Source organism: Sulfurimonas sp., assembly GCF_029027585.1.
GTDB lineage: Bacteria > Campylobacterota > Campylobacteria > Campylobacterales > Sulfurimonadaceae > Sulfurimonas.
The window spans coordinates 843,201-857,429 of sequence record NZ_CP093397.1; the positions used below are offsets into that span (position 1 = coordinate 843,201).

The 14,229-nt window shown below is 32.1% G+C and carries 19 protein-coding genes and 1 pseudogene; 7 read left to right on the forward strand and 13 right to left on the reverse strand.

All coding sequences use genetic code 11. The features are described from left to right. Nucleotides 1–19: 19 nt before the first annotated feature. From MOV50_RS04350 to MOV50_RS04380, 7 genes are read right to left on the reverse strand one after another with little or no spacing between them, the layout of a single operon-like run. On the reverse strand, nucleotides 20–1,300 hold the full coding sequence (locus tag MOV50_RS04350) for a pitrilysin family protein (protein WP_321779182.1): 1,281 nt from the start codon (nucleotides 1,298–1,300) through the stop codon (nucleotides 20–22). Further along, entirely contained in the window at nucleotides 1,300–2,349 is a 1,050-nt protein-coding gene (locus MOV50_RS04355; protein WP_321779183.1) for a dehypoxanthine futalosine cyclase, read from the reverse strand. Before MOV50_RS04355 ends, MOV50_RS04350 begins: the two co-directional genes overlap by 1 nt. Continuing rightward, nucleotides 2,334–2,783 carry a DUF302 domain-containing protein gene (locus MOV50_RS04360; protein WP_321779184.1) on the reverse strand — a complete coding sequence of 150 codons (450 nt, stop codon included), beginning with the start codon at nucleotides 2,781–2,783 and terminating at the stop codon, nucleotides 2,334–2,336. The genes MOV50_RS04355 and MOV50_RS04360 overlap by 16 nt, the downstream gene beginning before the upstream one ends. A gap of 11 nt (nucleotides 2,784–2,794) precedes the next feature. After that, entirely contained in the window at nucleotides 2,795–3,193 is a 399-nt protein-coding gene (gene nusB / locus MOV50_RS04365; protein ID WP_321779185.1) for a transcription antitermination factor NusB, read from the reverse strand. Next, nucleotides 3,193–3,657, reverse strand: coding sequence for a 6,7-dimethyl-8-ribityllumazine synthase (gene ribH, locus MOV50_RS04370; protein WP_321779186.1), 465 nt, complete (start codon nucleotides 3,655–3,657; stop codon nucleotides 3,193–3,195). The genes nusB and ribH overlap by 1 nt, the downstream gene beginning before the upstream one ends. Before the next feature lie 9 nt (nucleotides 3,658–3,666). Next, complete coding sequence (kdsA, locus tag MOV50_RS04375; protein ID WP_321779187.1) at nucleotides 3,667–4,458, reverse strand: 3-deoxy-8-phosphooctulonate synthase; 792 nt, start codon at nucleotides 4,456–4,458, stop codon at nucleotides 3,667–3,669. Between the two features lie 54 nt (nucleotides 4,459–4,512). Further along, on the reverse strand, nucleotides 4,513–5,418 hold the full coding sequence (locus tag MOV50_RS04380) for a DMT family transporter (RefSeq protein ID WP_321779188.1): 906 nt from the start codon (nucleotides 5,416–5,418) through the stop codon (nucleotides 4,513–4,515). Between the two features lie 56 nt (nucleotides 5,419–5,474). Here MOV50_RS04380 and MOV50_RS04385 point away from each other — a divergent pair, with 56 nt between their 5' ends. Continuing rightward, nucleotides 5,475–6,227, forward strand: a complete 753-nt coding sequence (locus tag MOV50_RS04385) for a TerB family tellurite resistance protein (RefSeq protein WP_321779189.1) — start codon at nucleotides 5,475–5,477, stop codon at nucleotides 6,225–6,227. 23 nt (nucleotides 6,228–6,250) lie between these two features. Beyond that, nucleotides 6,251–6,577, forward strand: coding sequence for a cytochrome C (locus MOV50_RS04390; RefSeq protein ID WP_321779190.1), 327 nt, complete (start codon nucleotides 6,251–6,253; stop codon nucleotides 6,575–6,577). Nucleotides 6,578–6,620: 43 nt separating this feature from the next. On the opposite strand, the gene MOV50_RS04395 is transcribed toward MOV50_RS04390, so the two are convergent. Continuing rightward, nucleotides 6,621–7,067, reverse strand: a complete 447-nt coding sequence (locus MOV50_RS04395; protein ID WP_321779191.1) for a phosphoribosyltransferase — start codon at nucleotides 7,065–7,067, stop codon at nucleotides 6,621–6,623. A gap of 124 nt (nucleotides 7,068–7,191) precedes the next feature. Here MOV50_RS04395 and MOV50_RS04400 point away from each other — a divergent pair, with 124 nt between their 5' ends. The 3 genes and pseudogenes from MOV50_RS04400 (at nucleotide 7,192) to der (ending at nucleotide 9,767) form a co-directional block, all read left to right on the forward strand. Then, nucleotides 7,192–7,773 carry an LPP20 family lipoprotein gene (locus MOV50_RS04400; protein ID WP_321779192.1) on the forward strand — a complete coding sequence of 194 codons (582 nt, stop codon included), beginning with the start codon at nucleotides 7,192–7,194 and terminating at the stop codon, nucleotides 7,771–7,773. Continuing rightward, complete coding sequence (locus MOV50_RS04405) at nucleotides 7,773–8,174, forward strand: hypothetical protein (protein WP_321779193.1); 402 nt, start codon at nucleotides 7,773–7,775, stop codon at nucleotides 8,172–8,174. The genes MOV50_RS04400 and MOV50_RS04405 overlap by 1 nt, the downstream gene beginning before the upstream one ends. 124 nt (nucleotides 8,175–8,298) lie before the next feature. Next, nucleotides 8,299–9,767 (forward strand): annotated as a pseudogene (gene der, locus MOV50_RS04410) (ribosome biogenesis GTPase Der). 17 nt (nucleotides 9,768–9,784) lie between these two features. On the opposite strand, the gene MOV50_RS04415 reads toward der, so the two are convergent. Genes MOV50_RS04415 through hpf form a run of 4 tightly spaced genes read right to left on the reverse strand, consistent with a single transcriptional unit; the run spans nucleotide 9,785 to nucleotide 11,260 of the window. Continuing rightward, entirely contained in the window at nucleotides 9,785–10,300 is a 516-nt protein-coding gene (locus tag MOV50_RS04415; protein WP_321779194.1) for a CopD family protein, read from the reverse strand. Nucleotides 10,301–10,313: 13 nt separating this feature from the next. Then, the gene (locus MOV50_RS04420; RefSeq protein ID WP_321779195.1) at nucleotides 10,314–10,484 is read right to left on the reverse strand and encodes a hypothetical protein; all 171 of its coding nucleotides are present in this window, start codon (nucleotides 10,482–10,484) and stop codon (nucleotides 10,314–10,316) included. A gap of 35 nt (nucleotides 10,485–10,519) precedes the next feature. Continuing rightward, a complete protein-coding gene (locus MOV50_RS04425; RefSeq protein ID WP_321779196.1) occupies nucleotides 10,520–10,912 on the reverse strand; it encodes a hypothetical protein in 393 nt (130 codons plus the stop codon). 18 nt (nucleotides 10,913–10,930) lie between these two features. After that, nucleotides 10,931–11,260, reverse strand: coding sequence for a ribosome hibernation-promoting factor, HPF/YfiA family (gene hpf / locus MOV50_RS04430; protein WP_321779197.1), 330 nt, complete (start codon nucleotides 11,258–11,260; stop codon nucleotides 10,931–10,933). Nucleotides 11,261–11,368: 108 nt separating this feature from the next. Here hpf and trpS point away from each other — a divergent pair, with 108 nt between their 5' ends. Further along, the gene (gene trpS / locus MOV50_RS04435) at nucleotides 11,369–12,337 is read left to right on the forward strand and encodes a tryptophan--tRNA ligase (RefSeq protein ID WP_321779198.1); all 969 of its coding nucleotides are present in this window, start codon (nucleotides 11,369–11,371) and stop codon (nucleotides 12,335–12,337) included. Between the two features lie 50 nt (nucleotides 12,338–12,387). Further along, nucleotides 12,388–13,242, forward strand: coding sequence for a nitrate- and nitrite sensing domain-containing protein (locus MOV50_RS04440; RefSeq protein WP_321779199.1), 855 nt, complete (start codon nucleotides 12,388–12,390; stop codon nucleotides 13,240–13,242). Nucleotides 13,243–13,252: 10 nt separating this feature from the next. Here the strand turns inward: MOV50_RS04440 and argF are convergent, their stop codons facing one another. After that, nucleotides 13,253–14,173, reverse strand: coding sequence for an ornithine carbamoyltransferase (gene argF, locus MOV50_RS04445; RefSeq protein ID WP_321779200.1), 921 nt, complete (start codon nucleotides 14,171–14,173; stop codon nucleotides 13,253–13,255). Nucleotides 14,174–14,229 lie beyond the last annotated feature (56 nt).

Sequence of the window (14,229 nt, forward strand, 5' to 3'; positions counted from 1 at the left end):
ATTGCAATATTTCTGAATTTTATTTTGTAACTATAGCAAAACTCATTTCTAAAATCTCTTTATGACTTTTGATAAATTCATTTAAATCTTTAAGTTTTAGTTTTTTAATCTTTTTAAGTTCTTGTGCTGAATGTCCCAGCTCTTGACCTTTATAAAATTCCATAAAAGTTCTGTTAAGTCTTTGTCCCATTGTTTCAACTCTTAATGGCTCACTTCCTAAAAGAAACTTTTTAGTTTGTTCTAACTCTTCTTTTGTAACACCATCTTTTACAAACTTAGCTACAACTTCTTTAACAGTTTTTTGAGCATCTTCGAGTGACTCTAGTTTTGTTTGTAAATATCCAGTCATATATGAGCTTGATTTACTAACACTTACTCTTGCATAAGCCGAATATGCCAAACCTTTTTTAACTCGTATCTCTTCCATAAGTCTTGAACCAAAACCACCTGTTCCAAGTATGAAAGTTGCGACTCTAGCCTTATAATAATCCTCAGAATCAACTCTCATATTGTAAGGTGAACCAAAATAAACATAAGCTTGCTTAGTATCTCTTTTTAAGATGCTTTGAGTTGCTTTTTTACTTACTTCATAATGTTTTAAAGCTTCCATCTCACCTTTTGGCATAGCTTTAATAATATTTTTGATTTTAAGTTTTGCACTATTTATATCTATATCTCCACCAAGAACTACAATAAGTCTAGAACTCACTAGATGCTCTTTTACAAAGCCTTTCACATCATCTAAATTTATACTCTCAACACTTTTTATAGTTCCAGAAGATGGATTTGCTAAAGGTGTGCCTTTAAACAAAATAGCCTTGAGTTCATTAGATGCTACATAGTCAAAATCATTTGCTTTTGCACTTAATGAACCGATGGTTGTTGTTTCGATTTTACTCATAACCTCATCACTAAAGTTAGGGTCTTTTAGTAAAGCGTCAAAATATTTAAGTCCTTGAGTAAACTCACCTTTTAAACATCCAACTTCAACAACAAAGGTTTCCTTACCAGCAGATGCTGATATGTGAATAGCCTTGCTCTCTAAAACTTCTGCAAAAGCAGATGAGCCTAATTTTTTAGTTCCCTCACTCATCACTCTAGCGCTAAATCTTGCTAAACCTGCTTTTTTTGTATCCGTTATGCTTCCACTATTTTGAAAAATAAACTGCATTGTTGCAAGAGGTAGTCTTTTATCTTCTTCATAAATCAAAGGTATTTTTAACCCATCTACTTGCAAATATTGTATTGTTGTTGCCATTATCATCTGTCCTGTCATTAGTAATATTAAAAGGTATTTCATTAAAACTTCTTTAGTATTTTGTAGGCTGTATTTCTTACAGCTGGTGTTTCGCCAATATCTCGTATAAGCTCTATCATCTCTTCTTTTGCCATTGTATTTGTAACGCCTGCACTACTTACAACATTTTCTTCCATCATAGTTGAACCTAGGTCATTTGCTCCAAATCTAAGTGCCATTTGACCGATGTATGCACCTTGAGTAACCCAAGAACTTTGAATATTAGGTACATTATCAAGGTATAATCTAGCAACAGCTAAAAGTCTTAAGTATCTATTTGAAGTAGGTTTCTCCATATCTGGGATAAGTCGTAAAAGCTCAGTATTTTGCCCTTGAAAACTCCACATGATAAAAGCTCTAAAACCACCTGTTTCATCTTGAAGTTTTCTAACCATATCAAAATGCTCTATAATATCTTCATCACTCTCAACAGTTCCATACATCATAGTTGCAGTACTCATGATGTCGAGTTTATGAGCTTTTCTATGTATATCTATCCAAACCTCACTATCTATCTTTTTAGGCGCGATAATATCTCGAACTTTATCACTAAGTATCTCTGCTCCAGCTCCTGGTATAGATGCCAAACCTTTAACTTTTAGTCGCTCTAAAACTTCTTCAACGCTAATTCTAGAAACCTTGGCTATAAAATCAATCTCAATAGAAGAAAAACCATGAATATTTATAGTTGGGTATTTTGTATGAATATGCTCGACTAAATCTTCATACCACTCTATTTTGAGTTTTGGATGAACTCCACCTTGAAACAAGATTTGTGTTCCACCAATTTCTAGAAGTTCATCTATCTTAACATCTATCTCCCCAAAGGTTAAGACATAAGCATCTACATCTTTTTCATGTCTGTAAAAAGCACAAAATTTACAATCAACCCAGCAAATATTTGTATAGTTGATATTTCTATCTATTACAAATGTTGTAATACCCTTTGGATGATGCTCTTTTTTTCTCGCACTTGCCATTTTTCCAAGTGTTTTTAAATCGGTATTTTTGATTAAATCAAGGGCTTCTTTTTTACTTAACCTTTTTTGCATTGTCCAGCTTTTGTAGTTATATTGTCCATGCCTTTGTTTATTTTTTGAACTTTTTTAGGAGCATCTATAATATGTTTGTCAGCCAACCAAGAACCATCTCTGTATGCCATTTGAACTTTGCCATTTTTATCTTTAAAAACTAATATTCTAAGAGGTAGGTCAAGCCCTACTCTCATATCTTGCTTCATTAAAGCAGTTCCAAGTTTAGGATTTCCAAAGATTACCATTTTTGAAGCACGAAGTTTCATACCTACCATTTTTGCATTACCTTTATGATTGATAGTTGCAAAAACACTTAAGCCTTTTTTCTTTACGATTTTTTTTATATTTTTAACTGTTTTATCAACGCTACAATTACTTTGTTTTACAATTATATCACTTGCACTTAAGCTTGTAACTATCGCTAAAACAAATACTAAGATTAACTTTTTCATTATTTATATCCTTATGTGTCTTTTGATATCGCGTCCAAAACACCATTTATAAATTTTGGAGATTGTTCAGTTCCAAATGCTTTTGTAATTTCTACAGCTTCATTTATAACAACAGCAGAATCTAACTCGCCAAACAAAATCTCAAAAGTTGCAAGTCTAAGAGTAGCTCTTTCTATACTTCCTAATCTATCAAAATCCCACTCTTTTAAGTGTTCTATTATCGCCTTATCACAAGCTTCAAGATTATCCATTACACCTGAAAAAAGTCCAAGTGCAAAATCTCTTTGTTTATTACGAATTTTTTTTTCTTCTAAGATTTCATCTGTATGCTCAGCAATATTTCCATTTCCTAAATCATAAGCATAAAGTAGGCTTACAACAGCCATACGAGCGTGATGTCTAGTCGCCATTAGATGTTCTCATAAAGGTCTAGCATCTCAATAACAGTTGTCATCGCTTCAAAACCTTTGTTTCCAGCTTTTGTTCCAGCTCTTTCTATCGCTTGTTCAATCGTATCAGTTGTTAAAAGTCCAAAAGAAACTGGTTTTTGATACTTTAAACTCATAGTAGCTATACCTTTTGTAGCTTCAGCAGCAACATAATCAAAATGAGGAGTCGCCCCTCTGATAACTGCACCCAAAGCACAAACTGCATCATATTTTCCACTTGCTAAAAGTTGGTCAACAACCATTGGAAGTTCAAATGCTCCTGGGATTAAAACATGAGTTAATTCATCTTCGTTTCCACCATGACGCAAAAATGCATCTTCAGCACCTTCAACTAATCTATCAACTATAAAATGATTCCATCTTGTGCTAACTATTACAATTTTTTTGCCGTTTATTACTTTTAATTTACCTTCAACTAATTTCATTCTTATTCCTTAAATTTCTTGTATTTTTTTAATTCTTGTTATTAGAGTTTCTAACTCTTCTAGTTTTACCATATTTGGTCCATCACTTAGAGCGATACTTGGGTCAAAATGCGTTTCCATAAAAAAACCATCTACCCCAACCGCTGCTGCTCCAGATGCTAAGTATGGAACCATTGAACTATCTCCACCAGTTTTACCATCTTTTGCTGTTGGCATCTGAACTGAGTGTGTTGCGTCAAATATTACGGGTGCAAACTCTCTCATAGTTACTAAGTTTCTCATATCTACAACCATGTTTCCATAACCAAAAGAGTTTCCTCTCTCACAAAGGTAAACACCATGTTTTAGTGAGTTTTCATAAGTAGCATCTGGGCATCCGCGAGTTTGAAGTACTTTTAAAACTGGATACTCCATTGCATCTCCGCTTAAAAACTGCCCTTTTTTAATATTTATTTTACGGCTTGTTTTTGCACAAGCAACTAACAAATCAGTTTGACGACATAAAAAAGCAGGGATTTGCAACATATCTGCAACTTGGGCAACTGCATTTACTTGAGTAGATTCATGCACATCAGTAACGATTTTGTATCCAAAATCATCTTTTACTTTTTGTAAGATTCTTAAACCTTCTTGGATTCCAAGCCCACGAAAACTCTCTAAAGATGTTCTATTTGCCTTATCAAAACTAGCTTTAAAATAAAAATCAATCGTATCATCATTATAATATTTCTCTAACGATTTAGCTATTTTAAAAATATTTTCTTCACTCTCAATAACACAAGGTCCTGTTAATAGCGTCATATATTCTCCCATAAAAATAAAGGAAGATTATATCATATTGGAATTAATCTAAAGTTACTTAGCCTTAGCCACCATTATCCCTGCAAAGACGATGAGAACTATGCCTATTGTTGTTGTCATATTTGGTAAAGAATCACCTAGCATCATACCAACTAAAATAGCAAAAATAATATTTGTATAACTTACAGCTCCAACTATTCCTGCCTTAGTTTCGCCATAAGCTTTTGTCATAAAATACTGAGAAAAAGTTCCTAAAATACCTAGTCCAATAACATATAACCAAACAATGCCAGTTGGCATAATAAACTTACCAAGCATAAAATCCAAGTCTGGATTTGTTATAAATTCTGAGAGTATAAAAAGGATTATCGGTCCAATAGTTCCAACAAGAGTAAAAGATAAAACAATGGCTCTTGTGTCATAAAACTTTCTAAGTTCTCTAACTGAAGTGTAAGCTAAAGCCGCTCCAATTCCGCTAAATATACCAAGTAAATCATACTTAGTAAAACCCATACTACTTGGCTGAGTAATAAGAACTATCCCACCAAAGCCTATGAATATAGCAAACCAAGCAGAAGTAGAAAGTTTTTCTTTTAAAAAAAACCAAGCAAAAATAGCGGTAAAAATTGGAGCAGTTTTACTAAAGGTTACAGCATCTCCAAGCGGTATATTTGCTATGTTGTAAAAGTATGCTAGAAGTGCAGTAAAACCCATGGTTCCACGAAAAAGAAGTAAATAAGGTTTCCCTCCGCTATGAGTCATTGGCTTTTTATATATTGCATAACTTATAAGAGCGACACCAAATATATTTCTAAAAAACACAACTTCGAGTGAAGACATGTGTCCAGATGCAAGCTTTGCTAATGCACCCATTATGGCAAAAGTAAAAGATGCCATCAGCATATACTTTACGCCATTATTTAAATTTTTTATTAGTTTCATAGATGCAATTATACCCATCTATTAACTTGCATTTTATATAATCACAAAATAAACTAATCTACACAGGAAAAATTATGGGAAATTTAATAATTTTATTTATCATTGGATATATTTTATACAAGGTTTTTAAAAGTTACGCTCGTTTTACAAACTACTCTCAAGAAGCTTTTAAAAACTTCTCTATTTCTAAAGAATCTTTACAAAAAAGTGACTTAGGTCTTTTTGTAGCTTTAGTTGCAAAAGTTGCTAAAGCAGATGGAAAAGTAGATGCACTTGAAGCCCAACTTATTGGCATAATGTTTGATGATATTTCTGCAGTTTTCCCAGAACCAAGCAAAACAAAAGATATACTAAAACAGATTTTTGATGAAGAAAAAGATAGAAGTGACAATCTAGAAGAAGTGGCTCAAGCTCTAGGTCAAGCGATAAGAAGAGATAAAGCGAAAGAACAACAGTTCATGGGCTTTTTAATCCAACTAGCCTTCATTGACGGCGAAGTTTCACAAAGTGAAGATGATGTTTTACAAACAATAGCACAAGCTTTTGAGTTTGACCCAGATGCTTACCATGCAATATTTGACCAATTTGAAAAAATGATGAAAAACATCCACCCTAAAGCGAATATCACAGATGCTTATAAACTTTTAGGTGTAAATGAGAGTGATGAAATGAGTGTTATCAAAAAAGCATACAGAAAACTCATAAGAAAGTATCATCCAGACATCATAAAATCTCAAAACAAAGGTGAAGATTATATGCAAAAAGCAACTGCAAAAACACAAGAAATAAATCAGGCATATGAGATGATAAAAAAGGTCAAAAAATAAAAAACTTTTTATTTTTACTTCTATTGTCACTAAATTTATCTGCTAGTGATTATGGTTCACTTTTGTTTCATGGCAACTGTATAGCTTGCCATATTGAAACCAAAGCTGTGTCCGCTCCCTCTATAATGCAAATAAAAGAAAAATATTTAATATCATTTCCTAAAAAAGAAGATTTCGTCGCATATATGTCAGAGTGGGTACAAAATCCCAAAGAAGAAACTTCTATAATGCTAGAGGCTGTAAAAAGGTATGAACTTATGCCTTATCTACACTATGATTTACAAAGTTTAAAAGAAATTTCTACTTATATTTACGAAACTGATTTTGCTAAAGAGCATAAGGGTCATTGAAGTAAAGGTTTACAGCCCAGGCTATTCTCTCTTGAGCTAAGGCTCAATTCACCTTGAAATCTCTTTCCCAAAAAAAATCTATCCATTCTTCTGCTTCATTTATCCAAAAATCAGGCTCATAAACAGATGTTTTTTTATAAAATAGAGTTGCTGATTTAAACTCTATCTTTGCATGTTTTAATTCTAGATACCCCATAATAGCTTTTAATGTATCTCCACTATCTGCTATATCATCAACTACTAATACTCTAGAAATATTTTTAAAATTACAATCTCCAAAGATACTAAGCATCTCTCTTTTGCAAGTTTTATCGTAAAGTTCGGTTCGTAGAGTTTGAACTTCTCGTATATCTAAACCTTCTGCTAAAGCATGAGATAGGGTTAGTCCACCTCTAGCAATGCCAACAATAACTTCTGCTTCAAATATTTTTACATCTAAAAGTAACTTTTTTGTGTCACATTTAAAATTTTCATAGGAGTAATATTTCATGGAAGTATTATACTGAAATTTAATCGAGGTCTTTAAAAGAAAATTTAAAAGAATTTCATAGTTAATAAATATTGTTTAAGATTACTAATAGTATAATCAATTATAATAAAAAAAGGAGATCAAAATGATCAAAACTTTATCATCAATCGCATTAGCAGGTTTAATAGCTGCAACAATTACAGGATGTGGTGGTAGTGCCCCGGAACCACAAGAAGAAGAGTTTGATAATCGTTGTAGAGTAGAGAAACAATTAGCTCCAAAATGGGCTTGTGTTCCTATGGTTGAAGGTGCTTATGCTGGTGTTGGTATAGCTCAAAAAAGTGCTGCTGGCATGGGACATATGAGAAGAATTGCTTTAGCAAATGGTCGTTCAGACTTAGCTCAACAAATCAAATCTCAAGTAAAAGACAAAGTAGAAACTTTTACTCGCACAACTGGTGTAGGTGAAGGAGAAACTATTGATCAAGTAAATACTGCTGTTTCAAAACAAATTGCAAAAGTTGATTTACAAGGTTCAAAAGCTGTTGACGCTTGGACTGCTCCATCTGGTGCTTTATATATGTTAGTTACAGTTCCTGAAGCTACAGTAAATGGTGAAGTTAAAAAAGCTATTAAAACAAGTTTTAAAAATGACCAAGCTCTATGGCAACAATTTCAATCTAAGAATGCTTTAGAAGGTCTAGATAAAGAATTTCCAACTGAATAATGATTAAGTTATTAAGTTCTTTTTTACTGCTTTTTGTTCTAGTAGGTTGTAATTCACAACCTGCTCCAAGCGCATCTAATGGCACTCCGACTTGGATTTTAAATCCAAATCAAGATGGTAAGAATGGTGCAGTTGGAAGTTCTATGAGAACTTATGATCAAAAAATGTCAAGCCAACGAAGACTCGCTATTACTCGTGCTTTAGATGAACTTTCACTCCAAAGAGGAGTAAAGGTTCAAATGAGTATGACAAAACAAGAAAGTTATACAAATGGCAAAGGAAACACTAGGATAAATGTTGGTGCTAATTACCAAACAAATAACATGATTACTGCACATATACAAAAGATTTATCAAGATAAAATCTCTGGTGAACTTTTTGTGTGGATGGTTATAGATTAATTTGTAGCTTTTTTACGCTACATAAATTGCTTCACTTCGTTCACAATGACATACTTTCACTTTTTAGATATACTTCCATAAATATTTCTACTTCTATCTACAAGGTTCTAACTCATGAAAAAAAATCGCAATTATCGGTCGTCCAAATGTTGGGAAAAGCTCACTTTTTAATCGTCTAATCAAAAAAAGAGATGCTATAACATCCCAACAAGCTGGAACAACAAGAGATGTGAAAAGAAAAAATGCAATTATTATAAATAAACAAGTTGAACTTCTAGATACTGGTGGACTAGATAAGGGTTGTGAGTTATTTGATAAGATTAAAGAGATGTCACTAAAAGCCGCTTACAAAGCGGATATCATACTTTACATGGTTGATGGAAAAGGAATTCCAGAAGACGAAGATAAAAAACTTTTTTATGAACTTCAAGCTATGGGTAAAGATATGGCTTTAGTTGTTAACAAAATAGATAACGATAAAATGAAAGAAAAACTTTGGGATTATTATGAATTTGGTACAGATGCTATATTTGGTATCTCTGTTTCGCACAACAGAAACACAGTTGAACTACTTGAGTGGATAGTTTCTAAAGTTCCAGATAGTGATATCGTAAAAGAAGATGGCGAAGAACAAGAGCTAACTAAAGTCACAGAAGATGAGATTAGTGATGATGATTTTTTTGCTAAATATTCTCATACAGATGAAGAAGATGATGGTTTTACATATTGGGATGAAAGTGAAGAAGTAGATAACTCTATTTTTGCTCAAAATGACTTAATAAAACAGTTTGATGAAAATGATGTAAACCACATTAAAATCGCAATTATCGGACGAACAAATGTTGGGAAAAGTTCACTTTTAAATGCTCTTCTAGGTGAAGAACGCTCTGTTGTTAGTAGTGTGGCTGGAACTACAATTGACCCTATTGATGAAACAGTAGATTACAAAGACAAGCAAATAACCTTTGTTGATACTGCCGGTTAAGACGAAGAGGTAAAATTTTAGGTATTGAGAAGTATGCTCTTATGAGAACAACAGAGATGCTAGAAAGTGCGAATATGGCTCTAATTGTCTTAGATGCCAGTGAACCATTTTTAGATTTGGATGAAAAAATTGCTGGTTTGGTTGATAGCAATAGATTAGCATCTATCATCGTTTTAAACAAATGGGATATCTCTAAAAAAGAAGATCATGATAAAATCCTAAAAGAAGTTAGAGATAGATTTAAATTTTTAGCTTATGCACCTATTATCACTTTATCTGCTCTTTCACACCAAAGAGTTGATAAACTACATGAAATGATTTTAGAGATAAATGAAAACTACTCTCAACGCATCTCCACTTCAAAAATAAATGAAGTTGTAGAAAAAGCTTTAAGACGCCATACTTTACCAAGTGTAAGTGGGCAAGTTATAAGAATTTACTACGCAACACAGTATGAAACAAGACCCCCAAAAATTGCAATTATTATGAACAAACCAAGTGGTCTTCACTTTACATATAGAAGATATTTGACAAATAAATTACGAGAAGCTTTTAACTTTACTGGAACACCAGTTCTTTTTAAAGCTAAAAAGAAAGGTGAGAAGTAGAAGGAAAATAGTTCCTTCTATGCGTCTTTAGGTGTTTGTTTTATAACTCTATAAATTACAAAAGCCCCAATTGCCAATGTTATAAAAGTAAAAGCAAAAGAAAATGTTTTAGTAATTACATACCCTACAATCAACAAAGACAATACAGTTGGCACTTCATTGTAAGCTCTAAAGAAATTTCCACTTTTAGAATAGTTTTCTTTTTCAAGTTGGACTCTGTAATATTCTAAAGAAAATGAATAAACCATCAACACAATAACTACCAAGATTTTAGCATACATCCATATATCATTTTCTAATAAATCTGGTCTAAGTAGCAGCATCCAAGCCCCACTAATTACCGTTGCCCACATTGCAGGAAGTCCTATGTATTTATACATTTTATACTCTTGAATCTTTACAACTTCCACAAATTCTGGTTTGTTTTTATACTCTGTATGATATACATATAATCTTGGTTGATAAAAAAGCATTGCCATCCATGATATGACTGCCATGATATGAAATACAACTATCCATAAATAATAATCCATAATATTCATCTAATTAAAAATTCTTCTCTATTGAAATAGTATAATAGTTAGAACCACCTTTTTCAACATCATTAATTAAACCAAAGACACCGGAACGATGTTTTAGAGTAAAACCTAAGTATAGTTCATCTAAAGGCTTATACCTTATCAGTTTTGCTAAATCAAAATCAACACTCACTTCCATATAGTTTAAGATTTTAGAATTATTGTCATTATTGTCTAATGCCTCTTTTTTTCTACATAAAGAATTCCACTTGTGTAAGAAACTCCCTCACCTAGACCTATTCTAACTCTATTTTTGTAAAAATCTATATTCCAATAAGCTTTTATATAAAGAGTTCCTTCATATATATTATCTTGCAAACCTGCCTCATCAAACTGAGCAAAACCAGCTCGCCCGTAGATATCAAACGGTAAATCAAAAGCCCGTTTTTTTAAAACATATCCGCCATCTAAGGCAGTTACTTTTAAATCTTGCGGATATGATTTAATATCTAAAAAAAGAACCTCCCCAAAAGTACTATCTGTAACCTTACCATGAGCAAGTCTAAGGGAATAATCCTTATCTGCGCTCAAACTTAAAAACAAAAACAATAAAACTAAATATTTCAAATAAATTCCTAATTAAGACTATGCGTCAAGTGTTTTTATATCTTTGATAGAACCTTTGGAGTGGTCAATCACTTTTGTATGTAAACGACGAAGTGCTTTTGAAGCTCTGTCTATCGCTAAGTCAATAGCAGTATCTAAATTGTCATCAGCTTGGTTTATTACAACGGGAGAAGCATGAGCGATATGAATATCAAACTCTATAGAAACACCTTTTTTCTCAGCTTTTACATTGACATTAACAGTAGTTATATCTAGCGTGTATTTTGAAAAGCCTTGTATAGCAGACTCGATGTGAGCTTTGTTCTTAGCGTGAAGTGTAATATCTTTTGCGCGAATTTGTACATTCATAATAAATCCTTTGTTAAGTGGCTTCTTGCCACTTTATATAGAAGATTATAATAACAAAATAAAGCTGAGATTGGTATAATACGAGAAATAAATTTAGGATTTTAAAATATGAAGAGAGTTTTAACGGGTATTCAACCATCTGGAGATTTACATATTGGAAATTATTTTGGCTCCATAAAGCAGATGGTAGATGCTCAAAAAGATAGTGATACTTTTGCTTTTATCGCAAACTATCATGCACAAACAAGTATCAATGATGGCAAAAAGTTAAGTGAACTTACAATGCAATGTGCGACAGATTTTTTAGCACTTGGAATCGACCCAAATAAATCAACATTTTGGGTTCAGTCAGATGTAAAAGAAGTACTTGAACTTTACTGGGTTCTATCTTCATACACTCCTATGGGTTTACTTGAACGAGCTCACAGCTACAAAGATAAAACTGCCAGAGGACAAGCTACAAATCACTCTTTATTTTCATACCCTGTTCTTATGGCAGCAGATATTTTAATCTTTGGCTCAGAAATTATCCCTGTTGGAAAAGACCAAATTCAACATGTTGAAATCGCTAGAGATGTGGCAATTAAATTTAACAATAAATATGGAGATATTTTAACAGTTCCTGAGTTTAGAGTTCAAGAAGAAGTACAAACTGTTCCAGGTGTTGATGGGCAAAAGATGTCAAAGAGTTATGGAAATATTGTAAATATTTTTGGGGAACAAAAAAAGCAATTAAAAACTATCAAAAAGATTGTGACTGAAAATGTAGCAATGGAGGAGCCAAAAGAGTATAAAAACTGTAATGTTTACAACATGGCAAAACTCTTTTTAAATCAAAATGAACTTATTGAACTTCAAAACAGATACAAAAGTGGCAAAGAAGGTCATGGTCATTTTAAACTCTATCTAGCTGAAGTTATGTGGAAATATTTTGCAGAATTTAGAGAAAAACGCTCTTACTATGAAAAAAATCAAGATGAAGTCAGAGATATTTTAAAGCATGGTGCAAAAAAAGCAAAAAAAGTAGCCTCTCCAATGATAGAAAAAATAAGAAATGCAACAGGAATTAGTTACTAATAAAGAAAAAGTGATACAATATAAACATTTAAACGACTAAGGATAAAATAATGCGTATACTTCTTATAATAATGAGTTTGATATTTACCCTAAATGCCAAATCTTTATTTAGTAATTCTGGGCAAGAAGAAAATTCAAAGTACATTGGTGCTCTTAAAGATTTAGTAATAGCAACTCAAAAAACAAGAGGTTTAACAAATAATTACCTCAATGGAAATACAACTTCTATGCTTTTAGTTTATGGAACAAGAAAAAATATGAAAAAAGCCATAGGAATAATGGAGTCACTTCCATTAGCTGCTGACCCTATTATAAACTCTAGAGCAACTTCAATATCTCAATCATTAATATCACTTAATAGAGTAGCATTTAATAGAGAGCCTGCTGGTGTATTTAGCAAATATACAGAATTAATAGAACAAACTTTAATGCTTGCACAAAGTGTTTCTAAGCGTGGTTCTGAAGATTTAAATCTATTAGGTAAGGAACTATCAACTATTATGATGGAAGTTATTTTACCTTTTACTGAGTATGTTGGACAGATGCGAGGTATGGGTTCTGGTATAGTTGCAAAAAGAAAGATTACTCCAAAGCAAAATGCTCAGATGCTAGCAATAATACATGAGATAGAAAATTTAAACTCAAAGTTATTAGCAGATATGCAAGTTGTAATATCTAAAAATAAAAGTCATTTTGAAGCAGACATTTCTATAAAACTCGCTCAAATTGAACAAGATAGCAAGGCTTATATTTATTTAACAAAAACAAATGTTTTAAGAAAAAAAGAGATAAATTTAAATACCAACAAATATTTTAACCAAGGTACGGATTTAATTTCTTTACTTATTGAAGTTTATAACATTAACAATAAAGTTATTTTAGAAGATTCCAAAGGATGGATTTAGACAGAAGATTTTATCTTTGTCTATCTAACCAAACCATTAATCCTTTTTGAGCATGAAGTCTATTTTCTGCTTCATCAAAGATAATTTTCGAGTGTTTTTCAAAGATTTTCTCACTTACTTCCAAGCCTCTATAAGCTGGTAAACAGTGTAAAAACTTAGCATCTTTTTTAGCTAAAAGCATCATTTTATCATTTACCATAAAACCTTTAAATATTTTTATGCGTTGTTCTTTTTCCTCTTCTTTACCCATCGAAGTCCAAGTATCTGTTGTAACCACACTTGCACCTTTTACTGCTTCACAAGGATTATGCATAGTTTTTATAACAGCTCCACTTTCTTTTGCTAAAAGAAGTGCAACTTGCAAAACATCCTCATCAACTTCATAACCTTTTGGAGTTGCTATTCTAAGCTCAAAGCCAAGTTTTGCCGCAAGAATCATCCAAGAGTGAGTCATATTGTTTCCATCGCCAATATAAGCACAAATAATATTTTCACTTGCTTCATATTCCACTAAAGTCATATAATCTGCTAAAAGTTGTACAGGATGAAAATAGTCTGTCAAGCCATTTATAACAGGTACTTTTGAGAATTTTGCAAACTCTTCTATCATCGATTGCTCAAAAGTTCTAATCATTACCATATCACACATAGAGCTTATTACTCTTGCTGTGTCTTTAATGGGTTCTCCACGACCTAAATGAATATCACGGTTTGATAAAAATAGCGCATGACCGCCTAACTGTGACATACCTGTTTCAAAACTAACTCTAGTCCTAGTTGAACTTTTTTCAAAAATCATTGCAAGGGTCTGATTCTCTAACTCTTTTTTATAAACTTTTTCTTTAAGATTTTGTTTTATTTCAAGGCTTATATCGATAATCTCTAATATCTCTTCTTTTGTAAAATCTTGTAATGTTAAAAAATGTCGCAATAAAAATCCTTTTACTAAAATACTTTATTTAAAAAAGCATTTATTATACCCTAATT

Bases quoted from the DNA above. Each gene is read 5' to 3' on its own strand.
- MOV50_RS04350 (WP_321779182.1), bottom strand. From the start codon at position 1,300: ATGAAATACCTTTTAATATTACTAATGACAGGACAGATGATAATGGCA.
- MOV50_RS04355 (WP_321779183.1), bottom strand. From the start codon at position 2,349: ATGCAAAAAAGGTTAAGTAAAAAAGAAGCCCTTGATTTAATCAAAAAT.
- MOV50_RS04360 (WP_321779184.1), bottom strand. From the start codon at position 2,783: ATGAAAAAGTTAATCTTAGTATTTGTTTTAGCGATAGTTACAAGCTTA.
- nusB (WP_321779185.1), bottom strand. From the start codon at position 3,193: ATGGCGACTAGACATCACGCTCGTATGGCTGTTGTAAGCCTACTTTAT.
- ribH (WP_321779186.1), bottom strand. From the start codon at position 3,657: ATGAAATTAGTTGAAGGTAAATTAAAAGTAATAAACGGCAAAAAAATT.
- kdsA (WP_321779187.1), bottom strand. From the start codon at position 4,458: ATGACGCTATTAACAGGACCTTGTGTTATTGAGAGTGAAGAAAATATT.
- MOV50_RS04380 (WP_321779188.1), bottom strand. From the start codon at position 5,418: ATGGGTATAATTGCATCTATGAAACTAATAAAAAATTTAAATAATGGC.
- MOV50_RS04385 (WP_321779189.1), top strand. From the start codon at position 5,475: ATGGGAAATTTAATAATTTTATTTATCATTGGATATATTTTATACAAG.
- MOV50_RS04395 (WP_321779191.1), bottom strand. From the start codon at position 7,067: ATGAAATATTACTCCTATGAAAATTTTAAATGTGACACAAAAAAGTTA.
- MOV50_RS04400 (WP_321779192.1), top strand. From the start codon at position 7,192: ATGATCAAAACTTTATCATCAATCGCATTAGCAGGTTTAATAGCTGCA.
- MOV50_RS04405 (WP_321779193.1), top strand. From the start codon at position 7,773: ATGATTAAGTTATTAAGTTCTTTTTTACTGCTTTTTGTTCTAGTAGGT.
- MOV50_RS04415 (WP_321779194.1), bottom strand. From the start codon at position 10,300: ATGGATTATTATTTATGGATAGTTGTATTTCATATCATGGCAGTCATA.
- MOV50_RS04420 (WP_321779195.1), bottom strand. From the start codon at position 10,484: ATGGAAGTGAGTGTTGATTTTGATTTAGCAAAACTGATAAGGTATAAG.
- hpf (WP_321779197.1), bottom strand. From the start codon at position 11,260: ATGAATGTACAAATTCGCGCAAAAGATATTACACTTCACGCTAAGAAC.
- trpS (WP_321779198.1), top strand. From the start codon at position 11,369: ATGAAGAGAGTTTTAACGGGTATTCAACCATCTGGAGATTTACATATT.
- MOV50_RS04440 (WP_321779199.1), top strand. From the start codon at position 12,388: ATGCGTATACTTCTTATAATAATGAGTTTGATATTTACCCTAAATGCC.